Here is a 21079-nt window from a genome sequence, read left to right as displayed (position 1 = left end):
GGCAAATTACATTTATGCGTATACTTAATATGTGTAACAATAAGGGACAAGTATGCTCACAGGGAAATTAAAAGGGAAGTGGTTTATAGCTGGCTTTACATTGTTTTTGGTCAGTTTATTAGTCTATGTTTATTACACCTATAGCTCAGCGCGTAGCGAAATAATGCACGCTGTCGATGAGCGCCTTCTAAATGCAGCCACCAGCGTAAAACATATTTTAGGGCAGCGTTACCACGATAGAATTAGCCAAGGCTACGATATTGGTTTTTCGGTTTACCAAACTAAAAGCAAACAACTCTCAGAGCTTGCACAAGCGCTTGATATAGCTTACGTCTATTCGATGATCATGCGCGATAACAAAGTTTACTTTACCTCATCCAGCTACACTAAAGACGATCAAGAAAACGCACGTGTTACGCAATTTCTTGATTTATACCCAGAGGCCACCGACATTAACAGGGGCGCGTTTTATTCTACTGAGCCTGTTTTTGAGCAATCTAGCGACCAATGGGGTGATTTTAAAACTGTTTTTATTCCCTTTGTAGATAAATATGGTACCACCTACATTACGGGTGCCGACATAACCTTAGATGATTTAAATAAAAAGCTTCAATACAGCGTCACTAAAGCCATAATAACGGCGTGTTTTTTCTTTTTTATTGCGGTACTGGTTGCAGCTATTTATATATATTTGTTAAAGCGTACCCTAGCAACAGATGCCAGTACGGGCTTTGCCAATCATATTGCGCTTGAGTACTTTATCAAAAAGAGTAATTCACACCACATGCAACTTGCCATTATTTGGGTGAACGAAATTGAAGATATTAATAGCTTTTATGGCACTCAAGTTGGCGACAACGTAATGAAAAACTTGCTCAGTCATTATCAAAGCCGCAGCCCGCAAAGCTGTAAGGTGTATCGCCTTGCTACTAATAAAATTGCCGTTCTTACCCCTAAAAGCTTTAAAAGCAGCGAACTGAGCGATTTAGTTGAGTCGTATAACGCAAACAGCCCGGTATTAACTAACCCATTTATTTATATAACTTACTGCGCAGGTATCGCCAGTGGTAATAAATCACTACTGATTGAAAACGCGCACATTGCAACGCTTCAGGCTAAACACGGCCGCGGTAAGGTTGTTAGCTACTCAAAAGTAATGAGCGATGTAAAAAACCAGTATCAATACAATGTAAGCCTTGCCAAAGAGGTTCAAGAAGCATTTGATAACAACCGCATAGTGCCTTATTTTCAAGCTATGTTTAACACCACCAATAATGAAGTTGTACATTACGAATGCTTAGCCAGAATGGTGACTAAAAATGGCGAAATTTTAAAACCCGACTCATTTTTAAATGTAGTGAGCCGCTCAAGAATGGGCGGACTACTAACGCGCACGCTATTTAGCCAATGTATAGAGCGGTTTAGAAAAACAGATATATGCTGGAGCTTAAATATCAGCGATAAAGATATACTCGACCCTAGTTTGAGTGAATACATTGCTAGCGAGCTTAAGCGCTACCCGCACCCAGAAAACATAACGCTTGGCCTTTTAGAGTCACACGCTATTACTAATTTTTTAGAGGTTAAAACGTTTATTTCTATGGTAAAAACCAAAGGGGTGAATGTCATTATTACTGGTTTTGGTAGTGGTTATTCAAATATTTCGAATGCGCTAAAGCTTGAAGTAAACGGTATAAAACTCGACGGCGCATTAGTAAAACAAGCAGTAAGTGATGAAAATATAGCCTTATTTATTGAGCATACAGTTCATGCTGCAAAGCAACTTAGTTTAACGCTCATGGCAGAGTCGGTAGAAAATATAAGTATTGAAAATGCGCTTAAAAATGTAGATGTGGCGCTGATGCAAGGCAATTACTTTGCTTACCCAGCGCCACATGTTAACTCATCAAGCCAAGAGGAAGTGGCAGTTTAAAGATCTATCACTAAACGATGGCTTTGTTGGCCGCTGGCCCAGTATTTACGCTCAAACGGAGTAATTGCTTCGTTTGACTCATACAGCGTTACCTCACAAGGGTGTCCCGATAGCTCAAGCGCTCTGGCAAACTCTTTTACATAAATATCCCAGTTACTGCGCACCTCTAAGCGACCGCCTAGCTTAACAATAAACGGAAAAATAGCCGCGCCGTGCCACCTACGTTGGATATGCTTAGATTTAGGCCATGGGTTAGGATAAAGCAAATAATGATGAGTAGGCTGCCAATTAGCAGCCACAGCTAAACGCCAAAAGTCGTTTAAGTCAGCTTGTACCAAAATGTACTGGCCGCTGTCTGTTTGTTTATATTCAACATCGTGCTTATCTAAGCGGTGTGACGATTTATCAATACCAATAATTAATGCATCTGGGTGGCGCTTAGCTAAATTAGCCGAGCTCTCCCCTACTCCACAACATGAGTCTATAATAAGCGGTCCATTAAAAGCTTGAACCTGCTCATTGACTTCATCAAACGCTTGTTGAGTGTGCTCAGCAATAGGCTTTTTAAACTCTGCGTTTAAATGCTTGTTAACGATTTCATCAAGCTTTTCGTGTATACCCGCCTGATTAGATACAATACTGCGTGAATTTGCATCGCTCATTAATGTCTAAGCCCCACACCTTTTTTAATTAACGTTAGCGCTAAAGTAAATAGCACCGTAATAAATACTAATATAACGCCAAGCGCGACACTTAAATCAACATCCGACACGCCTAAAAAGCCATAACGAAACGCATTAACCATATAAATAATTGGGTTTATTTGCGATACATTTTGCCAAAACTCTGGCAGTAGCGTAATTGAATAAAATACGCCGCCTAAGTATGTTAGTGGCGTTAAAATAAAGGTTGGGATAATACTAATATCGTCAAAACTATTGGCGTAAATAGCGTTAATTAAACCACCTAGTGCAAACACGGCTGAGGTTAAAATTACCGTTGCCATAATTACAAATATATTGTGTATTTGAATATCCACAAACAACAGCGATACACAGGTAACAATAAAGCCCACCATCATGCCGCGGGTCATACCGCCGCCCATATAACCAAGTACAATTATGTAATTAGGCACAGGCGCAACCAATAGCTCTTCAATACTTTTTTGAAACTTGGTTGAATAAAAACTAGAAGCAACATTAGAATATGAGTTGGTAATAACCGACATCATTATTAGCCCCGGAACAATAAATTCCATGTAGCTAAAACCACCCATTTCACCAATACGTGAGCCAATTAAATTACCAAAAATAACAAAGTATAAACTCATCGTAATCGCCGGCGGTACTAAGGTTTGCACCCAAATACGTAAAAAACGAATACACTCTTTAATCCATAAACTCTTTAAGGCTACGCCATATTTAAACATTTATTCGCCCCGCCCTTGCTCTAGTAATCCTACAAATAACTCTTCTAATCTGTTTGCTTTATTACGCATACTCAAAACAGTGTTACCTTGCTCGGTTAGCGCGCTGAAAACTGCATTTAACCCTTGAGATTTAGCCACTTCAACTTCTATGGTGTGCTCATCAGGCATGCTAAACGAGTACCCCTCAAGGGTGACTGGCTGTGCTGGCTGTTTTAAATCAAGCACAAAGGTTTCTTTATCAAGCTTAGCTAGTAACGCTTTTATAGTGGTGTTTTCAACAATACGACCAGTATCAATAATCGCGATGTTTTTACATAAAAGCTCAGCTTCTTCAAGGTAATGCGTGGTTAAAATAATCGTTACGCCTTGCTCATTAATTTGGCGTAAAAAGTCCCACATTGAGCGGCGCAGCTCTATATCAACCCCTGCTGTGGGTTCATCTAATATTAGTAGCTTTGGCTCATGCATTAATGCACGGGCAATCATTAAACGGCGTTTCATGCCCCCAGAAAGCGTACGTGCTTGCTTGTCTTTTTTTTCTAATAAGCCAAGCTGAGTTAAATATTTATCGGCACGCTTATGCGCTTCTGCGCGAGTAACACCGTAGTAGCCTGCTTGATTTACCAATATTTGGCCAAGCGTTTCAAACTGACTAAAGTTAAACTCTTGTGGCACAAGGCCTAAATGCGCTTTAGCAGCTTCAAGGTCGGTATCGATGTTGTGACCAAACACTTCCACCTTACCTTGTGTTTTATTAACCAAGGACGATATAACACCAATAGTGGTCGACTTACCGGCACCATTTGGGCCAAGTAAGGCAAAAAAGTCGCCTTCAAAAACTTGTAAATCAACACCTTTCACGGCCTCTACACCGTTTTTATAAACCTTGGTCAGGCCTTCTATATTTAAAGCAACATTTTGCTTATTCATTATTTACCCTCACCATAACCCCAACGTTTAGTTAGGTTATGTTCAATGTTTAAATGATCTAAAATTCGCGCCACCATAAAATCAACTAAGTCTTCAATACGTTGTGGCTTGTGATAAAAACCAGGCGCAGCGGGCATAATAGTGACCCCTAAACGCGCAAGCTTTAACATATTCTCAAGGTGAATTTCGCTAAAGGGCGTTTCGCGTGGCACTAAAATTAATTGCCCTCGCTCTTTAATAACCACATCGGCTGCACGCTCGAGTAGGTTATCTGATGCTCCGAGCGCAATAGCAGACACGGACCCTGCGCTGCACGGGCATACTACCATTTTTTTAGGGGCGGCAGAGCCTGAAGCTACAGGGCTAAACCAGTTATCTTTACCAAATACTTTTAACTGCTCTGGCTTGGCATTAAATAAAGCGCTTAACTGCTCGGTTGCTTTATCTTCATTAGCTGAGAGTTTAATGTTTGACTCTGTATCAAGCACCACGCGCGCAGCACTTGATATAAGTACATACACTTGAAATTGCTGCGCGAGTAATACTTCAAGCAATCTTAAACCGTAAGGCGCGCCTGAAGCACCACTAAACGCCAGTGTAATTTTATCTTTAAACTGCACATTATTCTCCGCTGTATTTTTTAGCTAAACCATCAACTAAGTGTTGATGTAAGCCATTAAAACCGCCATTGCTCATAATTAATATGTGCTGATTTGGCATTATATTTTCAAGCACAGTGTCAATAATCATTTGCGTACTATTAAAACACTGCATACCGGCATTATCGGCTTGCGCTTTAAGAGACCAATTTAGGTTATCGGGCTCAAATAACAGCACGTCATCGGCATCACTTAACGAAGCAAGTAGCGTATGTTGGTGTACACCCATCTTCATGGTGTTTGAGCGAGGCTCTAAAATAGCAATAATTTTTTCATCACCCACTTTTGCACGTAACCCCGCAAGGGTGGTTTTTATTGCTGTTGGGTGGTGCGCAAAATCGTCGTACACCTTAATGTTATTTATATCGGCTTTAAGCTCCATACGCCGTTTAGGGCTAATAAACTCTTCAAGCGCTGCAATGCTATGCTCAACGGCTATACCTACGTGGCGCGCTGCCGCGATAGCCATAATCGCATTTTTAACATTATGCTCGCCTATTGCCTGCCAATTAACTGTGCCTTGAAGCTCATTGTTTAAAAGCACATTAAATTGGCTACCATCAGCGCTTAACAAGTCATAGTGCCAATCACCATTTAGGGTTTCACTTTCGCTCCAGAGCCCTTGCTTAATAACATCATCAAGTGCGACATCGTCTTTTGGCCAAATTACCTTGCCAGTATGAGGTAATGTACGCATTAAGTGATGAAATTGTTTTTTTATTGCATTTAAATCGTCAAAAATATCGGCGTGGTCAAACTCAAGGTTATTTAAAATGAGCGTACGTGGTAAGTAATGCACAAATTTACTGCGCTTATCAAAAAAAGCGGTATCGTATTCATCTGCTTCTATTACAAAAAATGGGGTTTCGCCCACTTTGGCTGACACACCAAAGTTTTGAACTATACCACCAATTAAAAACCCGGGTTTTAAACCTGCATACTCTAAAATCCACGCCAGCATGCTTGCTGTGGTTGTTTTTCCATGTGTGCCTGCCACCGCAAGCACCCAAGCATTTTGCAATAGGTTATGTTTAAGCCACTCTGGACCCGATGTATACGGCAAGCCCTTATCTAACACATACTCTACACAGGGGTTGCCTCGGCTCATGGCATTACCAATAACCACCATATCTGGCTTTGGCTCTAACTGTTTTACGTCGTAACCTTGGGTTAGCTCGATGCCCAGCTGCTCAAGTTGAGTGCTCATTGGCGGGTAAACATTTTGATCAGAGCCCGTCACTTTATGACCAAGCGATTTAGCAATAGCCGCTATACCGCCCATAAAGGTGCCGCAAATGCCTAATATATGAATATGCATAACTTTTAAATCCTTTCGTACTTCGCACGTCTGTGAAGTTTAATGGCGCTATAATGCCAAATTTTAGGCTTCGTGACTATGCACGTCTCGTCAATTCACTGATGCTAAAACAGCGTTAATAAAATAAAAAAGCCCTCTTACCTAAGTAAGAGGGCTTGCTGACAATAAGCTAAATTACAGCGTTAAAAATACAATTAAGCCTACGCCAAGTAAAAGTCTGTAAATTACAAACGGCAGCATACCCATTCGTTCTATCACTTTTAAAAACATGAATATACAGGCGTACGCCGATAAAAACGAAAGGACTACTCCTAAAATTAATGTGCTCCAATCAACCACATGATCGCCTAAAGCCAGCTCTATCGTGTAGTAAAGGCCCATCATAGAAATAATAGGTATAGCGAGTAAAAATGAAAAACGCGCTGCGCTTTGTTTGTTCATGCCCAGCAGTAAACCCGCTGTCATGGTAATGCCAGAGCGAGAGGTACCTGGGATCATAGCCACCGCTTGAGCAAAGCCAATAAGCAGCGCTGTTTTCCAGTTAAGCTGATAAATTGTTTTCATTTGCTTACCTTTGGCGTCGGCGTACCAAAGTAATAAACCAAAAATAATAGTCGTAGCTGCTATAACCCACGCACTGCGCAGGTACAGCTCAACAACGTCTTTTAGCAATAAGCCTAATAACGCAGCAGGTACAGTGCCCAATATAATCCACCAGCCAAGTTTACTGTCGTCGGTGGTGCCTTGGGCGCCAAACGATTTAAACCAGGCGCTAAGAATATCAGCCACTTCTTTACGAAAATAAATAACAACCGCTATTAACGTACCAACATGCACAGCCACATCAAAAGCAAGGCCTTGGTCTTCCCATCCCAAAATTTGCGAAGGTAAAATTAAGTGAGCTGAGCTCGAAATAGGTAAAAACTCAGTAAATCCTTGTATCAGGGCTAAAATAATTATTTCTAAAATACTCATGGGTAAGAAAACTCCACCTTCCATAGTTTTTGTTGAGGGTTGTTATAAGCACTCCATAGCGCAGAAATGGTTTGCTTAGCAACGGGGTGATAAAAATTGGGGGCGACTTCACAAAGAGGCTGAAGTACAAAAGCGTTTTTGGTAATTTCATCGCGAGGTAATTGTGCTGGCGAGTCGCAAATAACGTCATCGTAAAAGAGCAGATCTAAATCTAATGTACGGGGGCTAAATTTTTTATCATCCGCTTTACGCCCGTTATCTCGCTCTATTTGTTTTAATAACTTACATACACGCTCAAGCGGCATTGATGTGGTAGCAGCCACCACCGAGTTATAAAAGTTATTACCTTTAAACCCTACTGCTTCGCTTTCAAAAACAGATGAATGCACAATATCTGTAAAGTGGTGCTCAAGTGCATCAAGCGCACAGCGAATATAATGCGCTTTATTTATATTTGAGCCTAAGCTGATATAAATTTGCGCCATTTAGCTCATAGCCTTTGTGCGTGTTATTTCTACACCTACGGTGTTTGCTTGCGCTACAGCGGCCGGTTTGCTCACTCTAATTGTTACTTGTGGTGTATTAAATTCGGTTAATATAATAGTTGCTAGTTGCTCTACTAAGGTTTCAAGTAACTCAACCGGCTTAGCCGTAGTGTGCTCAATCACTCGCTCGCTTACTTTTGCATAATCGAGTGCTAAATTAATGTCATCATTTGCTGCTGCAGGCTTTATATCGCTGAGCATTTCAATATCAAAATAAAGGCTTTGTTTACTTTCTTTTTCAAAGTCGTACACTCCAATAATTGTGTCGACGTGTAGTTGAGATATAAAAACCTTATCCATTGATACTCCAAATAACTATAAACACTCTCTAAGCATACAATGCATTGATTAAATTAATACTGTATATGCTTTAAGCAGTGTTTAAATATGTAAAAATTACTTCTACAATAGCCAAATAGCTAGATTAACTGCAAAATACAGCAGTTAATAATTTTCACGATAAATTGTGCCGCCAATAATAGCGTAAAAGTGCTATCGATGGGTATAGCAATTAAAAAATAAGGGACTTTGTGTTAGCCATTTTACTGTTTGTTTTAGCCTACTTATTAGGGTCGATTTCATCGGCTATATTAGTGTCTCGGCTATTCAAACTGCCAGACCCTCGCAGCAGCGGTTCAAATAACCCAGGTGCCACCAATGTGTATCGTTTAGGTGGAGCATTTCCTGCGTGCTTAGTATTAGTGTTTGATATTTTAAAAGGCACCATCCCCGTATGGGGGGCTTATTTTTTAGATCTAACGCCTTTAGCGCTTGGTTTGGTCGCCGTTGCCGCGTGCTTAGGGCATATGTACCCACTATTTTTTAGCTTTAAAGGCGGAAAGGCGGTAGCTACTGCATTTGGCTCTTTATTGCCGATTGGTTTATCGTTGGCGGGTCTGTTAATAAGTACCTGGATTATTGTGGTAGCTATTACGCGCTTTTCTTCATTAGGCGCTTTGGTCACGGTGTCGCTTGCTCCACTGTATACGTGGTTGATTAAACCGCTTTACACCCTACCGGTAACCTTTATTACCGTGCTAATTATATTTCGTCATCGCACTAATATTATGCGCCTTTTTAAAGGTGAAGAACCAAAAGTGGGCGCCAAAAAAGCACCCACTAATGAAAAAAATCAATAATTATTGATGCTAAATCGCTTCTAAGCTGTCTATTGGCCAACGCGGTTTGGTTTTCATGTCGAGTGTGGCGAACTGGCCTGCTTTTAAGCGCTGCATACCAGCGTAGGCAATCATTGCGCCATTATCAGTACAAAACTCAGTACGTGGGTAGTAAACCTGTCCTTTCATCCCTTGCATAACACGCTCAAGCTGTAAGCGCAGCTGTGTATTTGCACTTACTCCGCCGGCAATCACTAAACGTTTTATCCCAGTTTGTTTTAGAGCACGCTTACACTTAATAACCAATGTATCAATCACTGCTGTTTGAAACGCATGGGCGATATCTGCTTTGGTTTGTGCGTCATCATCATTTTCGCGAATCGCTATAGAAGCTGCTGTTTTTAAGCCACTAAAGCTAAAATCAAGGCCTGGCTTATCCGTCATAGGGCGTGGAAAAACAAACCGTTTTGCAACACCTTGCTCAGCCATTTTAGCTAGTCGAGGGCCGCCTGGGTAATCAAGCCCTAGCAGTTTAGCTGTTTTATCAAATGCTTCACCTGCGGCATCATCAACAGATTCACCCAATACTTCGTACTGGCCTATACCGGCTACTTTTACCATCATGGTATGGCCGCCCGACACGAGCAGAGCAATAAAGGGAAACTCAGGCACGTTTTCTTCAAGCATAGGAGCAAGTAAATGCCCTTCCATATGATGCACGGCAACAGCTGGAATATCCCAACCATAGGCTAAAGAGCGGCCAATAGAGGTACCTACCAGTAACGCCCCGACTAAACCAGGGCCTGCGGTGTATGCAATGCCATCTAAATCTTCAGGGCCACAACCGGCTTGAGCAAACGCAGCGTCAATAAGTGGCAGGGTTTTACGAACATGATCGCGCGATGCAAGCTCAGGTACAACACCGCCATAATCTGCATGTACTTTTACTTGGCTGTATAACTGGTGAGCCAATAAGCCTTTTTCATCATCGTAAATTGCAATACCGGTTTCATCACACGATGACTCAATGCCTAAAATTCGCACTTTACTTCTCCTGCCTTTATTTACTGCTTAACCTGCATTGTGGTTAAGAGATTTACACACATATTTAAAACTATTTTATCATTCTCTAGCTAAGGTTTTTACTAAGTTCAACGTAATAAACGCTAAAATTGCTAGAGAGCGATTAATTAACCACAGTTAATAATTACAACTATAACGCTAAACCAATATTGGTTTGTCCATCTGCAACGGCCTGCTTTTTAAGTGCCTTAACGTTTTCAGAAGTCACGCGGCCCATATTTTCTACAAAGTCGATTAGCTCACTCAAAACTTCAATTTCGTATTGCATTAATGGGTGTTCTCGTACGGCTTTATTGTCAGCCACTTCACCTTCAACCGTCATTTGGTATTCAATAAAACGCGCCACCGTTGCTTGCGATATTTTACTAACACTTATAAATTCTTGCTCGTCTTGCCCCATCAAGCCGTGCATTAGGCTCAAAAGCGAGGTTGCAGCGTCTATTGCGGGGTAAGTGCCAAACATATCAAAGTCGGCAAGTTCAGGTACATTTGGCTCAATTTTTTCTACTTGTTTTTCGAGATCTATTTTACTTTTTGGTAGTAATATTTTTTCCCAGCAAACATTTAACGCACTGCGTAATAAGGCTTCATCACCAAAACCGGTGGCTTCACTAAATAAACCATAATTAGGTAACATACGCTCAATTAAAGCACTTGCTAACACCGCTTTTTGTAAGTAGTTTAGCTCTCTAATACGCTGAAAGTTATTCGCTTTTGTCATTTCTTAACGTCTCACATGACCAACAAAAATCAAATGTTGATCCATTATGCTCATTACAGTTAGGGCATACCCAATCTGGAGCGGATTGTTTTACTTGTTGGTAGTTTACCAATATTTCGCGCGCGTGGCGCTCTTTTATCGAATAAACCTGCACACTTACTTGGGTTTGTTCAAAGGGGATTTCGCCTAAGGCGCCTTGAAGCATTTCACCTTGAATTTGGCACTCAATTCCCGCGCTTAATAACAGCCCTTTGATTATATTTGCCTCTAATGTGTTATCTGCTTTGTAGAGCGTTACCCACTGAAAAGCTTGCTGAGTACTATGAGTATTAATATTTTGCAATTATCACCTCAATTATTTTGTGTTTACAATATCCTACGATACTCTACTAAAGTGTATAGCAGGTAACTTTTTAGGATAAAACAATGACACTTACTACCCCAGGTTTACTTTTTCCAGCAATCTCACTGTTGCTGCTTGCTTACACAAACCGCTTTTTAGTACTAGCGCAATTAATCCGAGAATTAAATTCACGAGAAGGTGAATCTATTCGCCCCGTTGTTGTGGCTCAAATAACAAACTTAAGAAAGCGCATTAAGCTAATACGTACCATGCAAGTGTATGGTGTGGCGTCTTTTTTATTGTGTACGCTATCAATGTTTGCCTTATTTATAGAATTTAATACCACAGGCATTATTTTGTTTGGGGTGAGCTTAGCGTGCTTAAGCCTTTCGTTATTAACATCGTTATTTGAAATTCATATTTCGTGCGACGCCATAGAAATAGAGCTACAAAGTATTGAAGACAAACCCTTAAGTAACCGCATTACTAAAAACTTTACTAACAAAAGTAATAAGCCTTAGCGGCTTATTTTTCTAAAATCTTAAACAATAATAAAGCGATGGCATAACCTAAAACTATAAGCGTTTATGCCTCACTTCATTACAAATCACTACGTAGGATTCTCCTATAGCCTTTTTTCTGGCATACTTTTTTATTAATTAATGCTAAATTATGTCTAAAGTATTACTTTTAAAAGCATCAAAGCACCTAAGTCATTGTATTTAGTCTTACTTGCTAACATAGCTTAGTTTTAAATAGAGTAATAAATCACTATAAATAAGCCTAATTGGTAATACTTTTAAATGCGTCTTCTCTTTAAATAATACTAAAAGAGGGATATGCTGAGGCAAATATGTCATAAATTTGCAAACACAGTTACATATTAGGCTTCGCTTTTTGAAAGCTCGAATCTAATATTATTGATGTTCGCGGCACACGCGACTTACTTATAAAAAGGGACTATAAAGTGAGATTTGAACAGTTAGAACAATTTGTAGCGCTTGGTGTGTTACGCCACTTCAGACAAGCAGCCGAACAAACTCAAATTAGTACATCAGCGCTAACGCGCAGCATTCAAACCCTAGAAGACGAAATGGGGTACGAACTGGTGAAACGCTCAACACGTTCAGTAAAGTTAACACCCGAAGGCGAGCTATTTCTTGATTACGCCAAAAACACCCTTGCCGAACTTGAGCATACAAAAAAACGAATTTCTCAATCGGTTAACGGCAATACTGACGAAAAGTTAGTCATCGGCTATACCAACAAAGCCAGCAGTGTAGTACCTATCTCATGCGGGCAATTTTTAGCACAATACCCCCATGTTAAAATAGAAATGCAATTGCAAGAGCAGCACGAACTTGCACGCAAACTGCAAGAGGGCGAGATTGATATCAGTGTTTATTCGCAGGCAATTAACAGCATCGGCAGCGACATACACCTGCCAGACCAACTGGTATTGTTTGTTTCTAAACATCATCCGTTAGCAAATAAAAGCGATATCAGCAAACACGATTTAGATAGCTACCCTATGTACGGCTGTTTTTCTCAGTCTAAACAAGTACAAAGCATGCTTAACGAAGCCATCGATATGCTCAACAAATCGGCTAGCATTAAGGTAGGCAGCATTGAGCAAGTAATGTCAGGGCTGGTTAAATCAGATCACTTTGCTATTGCAAGTATTGAACACGCGAGCACTCTTGCAGAGCACACAGAGCTTGTACAGCTAAAAACAAATAAAGACTTAAGTCACGAACAACTTGTTATACAAACAAGCCAACAAGCAGCAGTTGGCGAACACATTGACCATTTATTATCTCTTATCAAAAAAGCATCTACGACTATTACTTAAGCCAAGATAAAAATAGCATACCGCATTGCCCTTAAACCTTTTAAGGGCAACCAATTTAGATAGCCCTTACTGATTTACTCTTCTTGTTACCAAAACCTGCAGCACAGCAGCTTAACCTAAAAAGCCCTTTTAGTTTTTATGCTTACGCGTTAGGTTTTTATTTGCTTAAATAGCGGAGCACAAACCACTAGCTATTAAATTTTTTTAGGCTACACTGTCGCACCTTTTTTAATCAACAGACATAAATGAACACACTTTTTAGTTCTGATGTTTATTTAGATGCAATAGAAACCCATGGTTATGTTGTTATACCTAACGCACTTATTAGCGAGCTAGTAGAGAGTTTAATCACCGATTGCCACCGTATTAACCCGCATTTTAGCGCTGCAGGTATTGGCCGTTTTAATGACTTACAAATAGATAAAACCATTCGTAAAGATAAAACCTATTGGTTTGATGGCAGCTCACAAGCACAGCTAACTTATCAAGCAACAATGGAAAGTATAAAAACCACACTTAATCGGCAGTTTTTTATGGGCTTATTTGATTATGAGTGCCACTACGCTAAATACACCCAAGGCGACTTTTATAAAAAGCATTTCGATGCATTTAAAGGGCGATCTAACCGCGTATTTACAACAATCCTTTATTTAAATACGCCCGAGCAAGGCGGCGAGCTTGTTATTTACAAGCCAAAAAGTAAGCAAGTAGAGATAATAATTAAACCCACCGCGGGGACACTCGTTATGTTTGAAAGCGAGCGTTTTGCACACGAGGTGTTACCTGCCATTAATGAGCGCTACTCTATTGCTGGCTGGTTTAGAAAAAACGCCTCAATAAGTGGAGTAATTGACCCGCCACGATAAAACCAACATAGCCACAACAACTAGTGGCTATGCTGAGGTTAAATTAATAGCGTTGAGATGAAATTAACGCGCAAATACAAATGACAAGAACAAGCCAACAAAAATAGCTAACCCCACATAGTGATTATTTAAAAACGCTTTAAAACATGCATCACGTGCACGTTTATGAATAAGCACTTGCTGATAAATAAGTAACCCAGCGGCAGTACATAAACCTGCAACAAACGCCAAGCCTAGCTGGTTAATTAAGCCAATAAGCGCCAACAACGCTATAAAATTAGCGTTTAACAAAAATATAATATGGCGGTCGTATTTACCAAATAAAATAGCAGTAGATTTAACCCCTATTTTTACATCGTCATCTCTATCGACCATGGCATACATAGTATCGTACGCTACCGTCCAACAAATATTTGCAACAAATAACAGCCACGCCTGCAGCGGTAATGAGTCTATTGATGCCATATATGCCATAGGTATCGCCCAACCAAATGCAGCGCCTAAGACTACCTGCGGAAGATGTGTATAGCGTTTCATAAACGGGTAGCAAAATGCCAGTGCCAACGCCCCAAATGACAATAAAATAGTGTTGATGCTAAGTAGTAATACCAATACAAAAGCAATGGCTATCAGTAATATAAATAAACTCAGTGCTTCACCTGCACTTACTTGTCCGGTGGCCAAAGGCCGCCCTGCTGTACGCTTAACTGAGCCGTCTATTTTTCTATCTGCAAAATCGTTAATAACGCAGCCAGCACTGCGCATAACAATTACGCCTAAGGTAAATACAATAAAGTTAACTAAGCTTGGCATACCACCGTTTGCAAGCCATAAAGCCCAATAAGTAGGCCACAGTAATAGTAATGTACCGATAGGTTTGTCAATGCGCATGAGCTGAATATAAAAAGGGCTATGCTGTAATTGCAAAGGGGCTAATTTCATGAGTACAAATAGGCTCCGGGTAAAAATACTTCGCACACTAAAAAGTGATAATCATTAATAGAAAACACACTACGACGACCTAATAAAGGGTGCGTAGTTAAATTCAACTCTTTAACAAGTGACTGCAGCGCATGTTCTGAGTCAAAGCGCCCTACCTCAATATTACTTCGGGTAAGTTCAGGGTGCTGAAAAATAACATCACCTAAAGGGCGTGCGCCCATATTATGCAGTGTTGTTTGCGTTTGTGTACTGGGCAACCAACTTTGGGCATACACCATGGGCGTATTATCACACAATAAAAGCACCTCACGATTAAGTGCTTTATTTGTATTTGAGCCAAGTAGTTGTTGCTGTGCATCGCTTAGAGTAAAAGTTTGCTCATTAAGCACTTTTACACTAAAAGTTTGTGCATTACTTTTTAATTTAGCGGTTAATGAATGTGGCTCAAATAGCCACTCTTGCTCTAACGCAGATAAGTTATTTACCAAAGAAGCACATTGCCAATTGGCAGATATAGAAAGCGGAAATGTAATCACAATAGCTCAATAAAATTAAAACCGAGACGATGATAACATTGCCAAAGCATTTGAAAAAGTGATGTTTTACTGCCGATAAATAATTGCAGGAGCTGTTTATTAGGCGCTATTAAGTATAAACTATTTGTATTAAGAAAATGGAAACACACTAAAGATGAAAAAAATAGTATACGCAGGTTTTTTAGCACTGATCCTAAACTGTTTTAGCTTCTCGGCAAAAGCGGAATCGACAGTGGGCTATTTTGGTTTTGAGCCAGACATTATTACCAATTACATAGGCGCCTCAAGTAAAAAAATGGGCTATGTACGCGTGACTATAGATTTAATGCTTAGCAATAATACAGATATTGCTATTGTAGAGCACCATACTCCGCTTTTACGCGATGCGTTAGTAGAAATACTATCTAAAGAACCTGAAGAAAAAATAAAGTCGCTTACTGGGCGTGAAGAAATTAGAGCAAAGTGTGCCGAAAAATTAAAAAGCCTGTTAAAAGAAGAAACAGGCCAAGAGATTATTCGTGAAGTATTATTTACTAAGTATTTATACCACTAAGCTTACGCTTTTTTAGCATTAAATAAATTAGCGGTTACGGCATAAGCCATGCCGCTTAAAAGCCCACCTAAATGCGCCCAATTAGCCATACCAACAAACAACACATCAGCAAAACCGAGTACCAGCCAAATTAACATAAAGCCAATAATGGCAGTGCTTACTAGCGCAGGTTGCTTAGGATTTAAATAGCTGTGAATCCAACAAAAACCCAATAAACCATACACAACGCCACTTAAGCCACCAAAGTTAGGTCCCACAATTAAAAACTGAGCCCAGTTACTAATAAGTGCAGTAACCACAAATAGCCCACCTAAACTCAGCTTGCCGCATTGCTTTTCAATATTATCACCTAACGACATCCACCAAATTAGGTTAAATACGATGTGCATTGCGCTAAAATGAACAAGTGCCGGCGTTAACCAGTTCAGTGGTTGGCTCGGGCTAAACTGCAAAGCAGTATAAATTTGCTCAAAGCCACCCAATAAAAATGCAAAGTAAATAGCAACGCTTACAATACTTACGGTTTTATTTAGCCAGCTTAGTGCTTTAAAGCGCGCCACTAAATTAAGCGACTGTCCTTGATACGTTAAGCCAGATTGTGTACTGCCCACATCCCAGGAGGCTTGTTGATAACGCTCATGATTGGGGTTTTGTACAAATTCAGCCCACAAAGGTTGCACTTGATGAAAGTGCTCGCCCGCAACACAAATAATAACATTACTGCCATCAGCACTGCGCAGTTGCCCTTCAAAGCCTTGGCTTTTTAAATAATCTATAAAGCCCTGTGCGGCACGAGGATTATTTAAACTACCTAGCTCAATCATCGTTCCACTTTCTCGCTGTAAGCCGCTTCCCAAGCCGTAAAGCCACCATCCATGCTATATACATCTTCAAAGCCCTGCTCTACTAAATAACTAGCCGCACCTTGTGAGCTCATGCCGTGGTAGCAAACAATAATAATGGGCTGATCGAACTCTTTTTCCATCATAAACTGAGCGATATTGGCATTTGAAAGCGCTTCAGAGCCAGGAATATGCCCTGCTTGGTACGAGTTAGGATCGCGTATATCTGCAATCACTACATCTTCTTTATCAAGCAGTTCGTGCGTTTGTGCTATAGATATATGTTTAAATGCCATTGAAATCTCTTTTAAAAATATAATAAAAAGGCGGCTTAAGCCGCCTCTGTATGCAAACTTTAAACTATTCCCAGTTTAAAATTACTTTACCAGATTGACCTGAAATCATCATATCAAAGCCAGCTTGGAAGTCATCTACCGAATATTGATGTGTAATGATAGGGTCTAAATTAAGGCCCGATTGAATCAAGCTTGCCATTTTGTACCACGTTTCGAACATCTCGCGACCATATATACCTTTGATCACTAAGCCTTTAAATATAACTTTATTCCAATCTACGGCCATATCTGATGGCGGAATACCCAGCATGGCAATTTTGCCACCATGGTTCATGTTATTTAACATAGAATTAAAGGCGCTTGGCACACCTGACATTTCAAGGCCAATATCAAAGCCTTCAGTCATACCTAGCTCATTCATTACATCTTCAAGTTTATCATTCGCAACGTTTACGGCACGTGTAGCGCCCATTTTACGCGCAAGCTCTAAACGGTATTCGTTAACATCGGTAATCACAACATGGCGAGCACCCACATGCTTAGCAACGGCCGCCGCCATAATACCAATTGGACCTGCCCCTGTAATAAGCACATCTTCGCCCACTAAATCAAACGATAAAGCGGTGTGCACAGCATTACCAAATGGGTCAAAAATAGACGCAAGCTCGTCAGAAATATTGTCGGGAATTTTAAACGCATTAAAGGCCGGAATAACTAAATATTCTGCAAATGCGCCTTCGCGGTTAACGCCCACACCGGTTGTATTTCGGCACAAATGCACACGACCAGCACGACAGTTACGACAATGCCCACACGTAATATGTCCCTCGCCAGATACGCGGTCACCTACTGCAAAGCCACGTACTTCTTGGCCCATATCAACCACTTCACCCACGTACTCATGGCCTACAACCATAGGAGTCGGAATGGTTTTTTGTGACCACTCATCCCATTTATAAATATGAACGTCGGTGCCACAAATCGCGGTTTTACGAATTTTAATGAGTAGATCGTTATGCCCTACTTCAGGCTTGGGTACGTCGGTCATCCAGATGCCGGTTTCGGCTTTTAATTTTGATAAAGCTTTCATAGTTAACACTCAACTAAAAAACCGAAGCAATACTTCGGTTTATAAAAAATTAAATAACGCCCATTTCTTTACCAATACGGGTAAAGGCAGCAATTGCGGTGTCTAATTGTTCAATACTGTGCGCAGCAGAAATTTGTGTACGAATACGCGCTTGGCCTTTTGGCACAACAGGGAACGAAAAGCCGGTTACATAAATGCCTTCAGCGAGTAGTTTGTCTGCCATTAATGAAGCAACTTTAGCATCGCCAAGCATTACAGGGATAATGGCATGATCTTTACCCGCACACGTAAAGCCAGCGGCTTCCATTTGCTCACGGAAATATTTAGCATTTGACCAAAGTTTAGCGCGTAACTCGCCACCATTTTCAAGCATTTCGAGTACTTTAATTGATGCAGTTACAATTGAAGGCGCTAATGAATTTGAGAATAAGTAAGGGCGTGAACGCTGACGTAGCCATTCAACAATTTCTTTTTTACCTGATGTATAACCGCCTGATGCACCGCCCAGCGCTTTACCTAGCGTACCGGTAATAATGTCTACACGGTCAAGCACATTACAGTACTCAGGCGTGCCTTTACCGTTTTCGCCAACAAAGCCTACCGCATGTGAGTCATCAACCATCACTAATGCATCATACTTATCGGCAAGATCACACACAGCTTCAAGGTTACAAATTACGCCATCCATCGAAAACACGCCATCGGTGGCAATTAATTTTGTTTTAGCGCCCGCTTCATCAGCTGCAATAAGTTGCTTTTCAAGATCCTCCATATCGTTATTAGCATAACGAAAACGCTTAGCTTTACATAAGCGTACGCCATCAATAATTGATGCGTGATTTAGAGAGTCAGAAATAATAGCATCTTCAGCGCCTAAAATAGTTTCAAATAGGCCCGTGTTAGCATCAAAACAAGACGAGTATAAAATTGTATCTTCGGTTTCTAAAAACGCACTAATTTTTTGCTCAAGTGTTTTATGAATATCTTGCGTGCCACAAATAAAACGTACTGAAGCAACACCAAAGCCATGGTCATCTAAACCACCTTGCGCTGCTTTAATTAGCTCAGGGCTATTTGCTAAGCCTAAGTAATTGTTAGCACAAAAATTAATAACTTTATCGCCAGATGCAACTTCTATTTGAGCTTGTTGCTGCGAGGTAATAATACGCTCACTTTTATACAAACCTTGCGCTTTAACGTCTTCAATTTGCTCTTGTAGTTGGCTAAAAAAAGCAGATGCTCTCATCTGTAGTCTCCAATTAAATGAACGGGTAAACAACAACATTAAAGCCACTGTTTATGTTGAGGTGTATTGTAAAAGTTTAACAAGTAAAATGCACTGTTTGCAGCTCGTCGCTAATACAGGTAATGGCAGCAATACTTAACACTTCAGTTGCGAAAATATAAACGCACTTTATACCAGGTAGTGTGCTGGTAAATCGTTAATAGAGTCAATCACTAAATCGGCGTATTGTTTTGCGGTTTCGTCAAATTGTTGACCAGAGCGAACTAGCACTCGCGTGCTAATAGCTGCTTTTTGTGCCGCTTGCATATCGCTAAGTTTATCACCCACCATAACACTGCTCGAAGGGTCAATATTATGCTCTTGCATAGCTTGTAACAGCATACCTGGAGCTGGCTTTCTGCACTGGCACTGTTTTAAATATTGCGCCATCGCTTTTTTGGGATGGTGCGGGCAAAAATACACATCTGTAATTTTAATATTGTGCTTACTAAATTGTGTTTTCATCCATTGAGTTAAAGCTAAAAAGTCATCTTCAGTGTAGTAACCTCGCCCTATTCCTGATTGATTAGTCACTATGATAATTTTATAACCTGCATCATAAAATGCTTTACAGGTACTAAACACACCGTCTATAAATTCAAATTTTTCACTTTGATACACATAGCCATGATCAATATTTACCACGCCATCTCGGTCTAAAAAAAGCGCTTTGTTTTTTTCTGTTACACTCATTTTATAGACTCTTTTTGTACCACATGATCAAACATAGTTTTAACACTGCCTACGGTTATTTGGCTCATAAGGTCATCTCCCTTAACGCGCGTACCCCAAGGCAATTGTTGAGCTGTTTTACCCGTTTGCTTTAGCAGATTTTGATGATACACCTCAACTACGTAGTCTTGATATAAATAAGGGCCTGTACGTGCAGGATTAGAATGCGCATATAAACCAATAACCGGCGTACCTACCGTTACCGCCATATGCGCAGGACCGGTATCGGGGGCTAAAACTAAATCAGCGCGCTTAAGTACACATAGCAGCTCTTTAAGTTTTGTTTTACCAACTAAGTTTAAAATAGTGCAGTGACTGTGTTTTATAATTTGATTAGCTAAATTAATCTCAAGCTCAGTTGGGCCGCCCGTTAGTACCACGTTAAAGCCTTGCTCATGCGCGTAATCAGCAAGGGCAGCATAGCGCTCAGGCAACCAGTTTCGCTGTGCTTTACTGGCCGCAGGAGATATTACCAATAACTTATTTGCCAAATATGCAGGCCCTAATAATGCATCTGCTTTGTTCTCATCCGCTAAGGTATAAGGCATATCCCAGGTAGGTGAATAGTCTTTAACCCCAATGGCACCCGCAAAGCCTTTAAATCCCTCTAGCACATGCGCTTCTTTTTGTGGGGCTATTCGTTTATTTATAAACAAGCTATGTAATTCTTTTGAACGTGCCCAATCAAAGCCTATTTTTACTTTAGCCGGAATACAGCGCGCAACAAAGCCAGCTCTTAATGCGACTTGCATATTAAGCAGCACATCAAACTGCTGCCCTTTAAAAGAATGTGCTAACTTTTTAAGTGCATCCTTACCTTGTTTTTTATCAAAAACCACCAGCTCAACCCCAGGTAAATCGGCAAGTAACATGGCTTCTATTTTACCCATTACCCACGTTATTTTTGCATTGGGGTGTGCTTTTTGAATGGCTTGTACAGCACTAACGGCATGACACACATCACCAATGGCAGAGAGTCTTAAAATACAAATTGAGGAGTAATTAGGCACTTGAGTCACGCGTTCCACTTT

General features: G+C 40.5%; 25 protein-coding genes. 6 read left to right on the top strand and 19 right to left on the bottom strand.

Going from position 1 to position 21079, the window contains the following annotated elements:
* The first annotated feature begins 52 nt into the window (after positions 1–52).
* The gene (locus PAT01_RS10315) at positions 53–1933 is read left to right on the top strand and encodes a bifunctional diguanylate cyclase/phosphodiesterase (protein WP_154945418.1); all 1881 of its coding nucleotides are present in this window, start codon (positions 53–55) and stop codon (positions 1931–1933) included.
* On the opposite strand, the gene trmB is transcribed toward PAT01_RS10315, so the two are convergent.
* The 8 genes from trmB to folB form a co-directional block, all read right to left on the bottom strand.
* Positions 1930–2595: a tRNA (guanine(46)-N(7))-methyltransferase TrmB gene (gene trmB / locus PAT01_RS10310; RefSeq protein ID WP_055252926.1), complete on the bottom strand. Its 666-nt coding sequence runs from the start codon at positions 2593–2595 to the stop codon at positions 1930–1932. The genes PAT01_RS10315 and trmB overlap by 4 nt on opposite strands.
* A complete protein-coding gene (locus PAT01_RS10305) occupies positions 2595–3362 on the bottom strand; it encodes an ABC transporter permease (protein ID WP_004588540.1) in 768 nt (255 codons plus the stop codon). Before PAT01_RS10305 ends, trmB begins: the two co-directional genes overlap by 1 nt.
* Positions 3363–4292: an ABC transporter ATP-binding protein gene (locus PAT01_RS10300; RefSeq protein WP_004588541.1), complete on the bottom strand. Its 930-nt coding sequence runs from the start codon at positions 4290–4292 to the stop codon at positions 3363–3365.
* The gene (locus PAT01_RS10295; protein ID WP_004588542.1) at positions 4292–4912 is read right to left on the bottom strand and encodes a flavin prenyltransferase UbiX; all 621 of its coding nucleotides are present in this window, start codon (positions 4910–4912) and stop codon (positions 4292–4294) included. The genes PAT01_RS10300 and PAT01_RS10295 overlap by 1 nt, the downstream gene beginning before the upstream one ends.
* Position 4913: 1 nt before the next feature.
* Positions 4914–6269 (bottom strand): UDP-N-acetylmuramate:L-alanyl-gamma-D-glutamyl-meso-diaminopimelate ligase, encoded by a 1356-nt coding sequence (gene mpl, locus PAT01_RS10290; protein ID WP_029773577.1) that lies wholly within the window; start codon positions 6267–6269, stop codon positions 4914–4916.
* A gap of 174 nt (positions 6270–6443) precedes the next feature.
* Positions 6444–7244: an undecaprenyl-diphosphate phosphatase gene (locus tag PAT01_RS10285; protein WP_004588544.1), complete on the bottom strand. Its 801-nt coding sequence runs from the start codon at positions 7242–7244 to the stop codon at positions 6444–6446.
* Positions 7241–7729 carry a 2-amino-4-hydroxy-6-hydroxymethyldihydropteridine diphosphokinase gene (gene folK / locus PAT01_RS10280; RefSeq protein WP_138578359.1) on the bottom strand — a complete coding sequence of 163 codons (489 nt, stop codon included), beginning with the start codon at positions 7727–7729 and terminating at the stop codon, positions 7241–7243. Before folK ends, PAT01_RS10285 begins: the two co-directional genes overlap by 4 nt.
* Positions 7730–8089, bottom strand: coding sequence for a dihydroneopterin aldolase (gene folB / locus PAT01_RS10275; protein WP_004588546.1), 360 nt, complete (start codon positions 8087–8089; stop codon positions 7730–7732).
* 230 nt (positions 8090–8319) lie between these two features.
* Here folB and plsY point away from each other — a divergent pair, with 230 nt between their 5' ends.
* Positions 8320–8928 (top strand): glycerol-3-phosphate 1-O-acyltransferase PlsY, encoded by a 609-nt coding sequence (gene plsY / locus PAT01_RS10270; RefSeq protein WP_138578361.1) that lies wholly within the window; start codon positions 8320–8322, stop codon positions 8926–8928.
* A gap of 9 nt (positions 8929–8937) precedes the next feature.
* On the opposite strand, the gene tsaD is transcribed toward plsY, so the two are convergent.
* From tsaD to PAT01_RS10255, 3 genes are all read right to left on the bottom strand, one after another.
* Positions 8938–9951 (bottom strand): tRNA (adenosine(37)-N6)-threonylcarbamoyltransferase complex transferase subunit TsaD, encoded by a 1014-nt coding sequence (tsaD, locus tag PAT01_RS10265; protein ID WP_054983164.1) that lies wholly within the window; start codon positions 9949–9951, stop codon positions 8938–8940.
* Between the two features lie 169 nt (positions 9952–10120).
* Positions 10121–10711 carry a YjaG family protein gene (locus PAT01_RS10260; RefSeq protein ID WP_004588549.1) on the bottom strand — a complete coding sequence of 197 codons (591 nt, stop codon included), beginning with the start codon at positions 10709–10711 and terminating at the stop codon, positions 10121–10123.
* Positions 10695–11054: a putative signal transducing protein gene (locus PAT01_RS10255; RefSeq protein WP_024034351.1), complete on the bottom strand. Its 360-nt coding sequence runs from the start codon at positions 11052–11054 to the stop codon at positions 10695–10697. The genes PAT01_RS10260 and PAT01_RS10255 overlap by 17 nt, the downstream gene beginning before the upstream one ends.
* Before the next feature lie 83 nt (positions 11055–11137).
* Here PAT01_RS10255 and PAT01_RS10250 point away from each other — a divergent pair, with 83 nt between their 5' ends.
* From PAT01_RS10250 to PAT01_RS10240, 3 genes are all read left to right on the top strand, one after another.
* Positions 11138–11575, top strand: a complete 438-nt coding sequence (locus PAT01_RS10250) for a DUF2721 domain-containing protein (protein WP_096740037.1) — start codon at positions 11138–11140, stop codon at positions 11573–11575.
* A 446-nt stretch (positions 11576–12021) separates the two neighbouring features.
* Entirely contained in the window at positions 12022–12906 is an 885-nt protein-coding gene (locus tag PAT01_RS10245; protein WP_004588552.1) for a LysR family transcriptional regulator, read from the top strand.
* Positions 12907–13151: 245 nt separating this feature from the next.
* Entirely contained in the window at positions 13152–13772 is a 621-nt protein-coding gene (locus tag PAT01_RS10240; RefSeq protein ID WP_138578363.1) for a 2OG-Fe(II) oxygenase, read from the top strand.
* A gap of 63 nt (positions 13773–13835) precedes the next feature.
* Here PAT01_RS10240 and ubiA read toward each other — a convergent pair whose 3' ends face one another.
* On the bottom strand, positions 13836–14714 hold the full coding sequence (gene ubiA, locus PAT01_RS10235; RefSeq protein WP_138578365.1) for a 4-hydroxybenzoate octaprenyltransferase: 879 nt from the start codon (positions 14712–14714) through the stop codon (positions 13836–13838).
* Entirely contained in the window at positions 14711–15250 is a 540-nt protein-coding gene (locus PAT01_RS10230) for a chorismate--pyruvate lyase family protein (RefSeq protein WP_004588555.1), read from the bottom strand. The genes ubiA and PAT01_RS10230 overlap by 4 nt, the downstream gene beginning before the upstream one ends.
* Before the next feature lie 154 nt (positions 15251–15404).
* On the opposite strand from PAT01_RS10230, the gene PAT01_RS10225 reads away from it, so the two are divergent.
* The gene (locus PAT01_RS10225; RefSeq protein WP_138578367.1) at positions 15405–15803 is read left to right on the top strand and encodes a flagellar basal body-associated protein FliL; all 399 of its coding nucleotides are present in this window, start codon (positions 15405–15407) and stop codon (positions 15801–15803) included.
* Positions 15804–15805: 2 nt separating this feature from the next.
* Here the strand turns inward: PAT01_RS10225 and glpG are convergent, their stop codons facing one another.
* The 6 genes from glpG to PAT01_RS10195 all read right to left on the bottom strand — a co-directional run bounded on the left by glpG (position 15806) and on the right by PAT01_RS10195 (position 21067).
* On the bottom strand, positions 15806–16627 hold the full coding sequence (gene glpG / locus PAT01_RS10220; protein WP_138578369.1) for a rhomboid family intramembrane serine protease GlpG: 822 nt from the start codon (positions 16625–16627) through the stop codon (positions 15806–15808).
* Positions 16624–16941 carry a thiosulfate sulfurtransferase GlpE gene (glpE, locus tag PAT01_RS10215; protein WP_004588558.1) on the bottom strand — a complete coding sequence of 106 codons (318 nt, stop codon included), beginning with the start codon at positions 16939–16941 and terminating at the stop codon, positions 16624–16626. Before glpE ends, glpG begins: the two co-directional genes overlap by 4 nt.
* A gap of 64 nt (positions 16942–17005) precedes the next feature.
* Complete coding sequence (tdh, locus tag PAT01_RS10210) at positions 17006–18031, bottom strand: L-threonine 3-dehydrogenase (protein ID WP_004588559.1); 1026 nt, start codon at positions 18029–18031, stop codon at positions 17006–17008.
* A gap of 49 nt (positions 18032–18080) precedes the next feature.
* Positions 18081–19277, bottom strand: coding sequence for a glycine C-acetyltransferase (locus PAT01_RS10205; RefSeq protein ID WP_024034359.1), 1197 nt, complete (start codon positions 19275–19277; stop codon positions 18081–18083).
* A 168-nt stretch (positions 19278–19445) separates the two neighbouring features.
* On the bottom strand, positions 19446–20009 hold the full coding sequence (gmhB, locus tag PAT01_RS10200) for a D-glycero-beta-D-manno-heptose 1,7-bisphosphate 7-phosphatase (RefSeq protein WP_138578371.1): 564 nt from the start codon (positions 20007–20009) through the stop codon (positions 19446–19448).
* Positions 20006–21067, bottom strand: coding sequence for a glycosyltransferase family 9 protein (locus PAT01_RS10195; protein WP_138578373.1), 1062 nt, complete (start codon positions 21065–21067; stop codon positions 20006–20008). Before PAT01_RS10195 ends, gmhB begins: the two co-directional genes overlap by 4 nt.
* Between the last annotated feature and the right edge of the window lie 12 nt (positions 21068–21079).

The sequence above is a fragment of the Pseudoalteromonas atlantica genome (assembly GCA_007988745.1).
Classification (GTDB): domain Bacteria; phylum Pseudomonadota; class Gammaproteobacteria; order Enterobacterales; family Alteromonadaceae; genus Pseudoalteromonas; species Pseudoalteromonas atlantica.
This window is presented reverse-complemented; position numbering and strand designations above follow the sequence as displayed.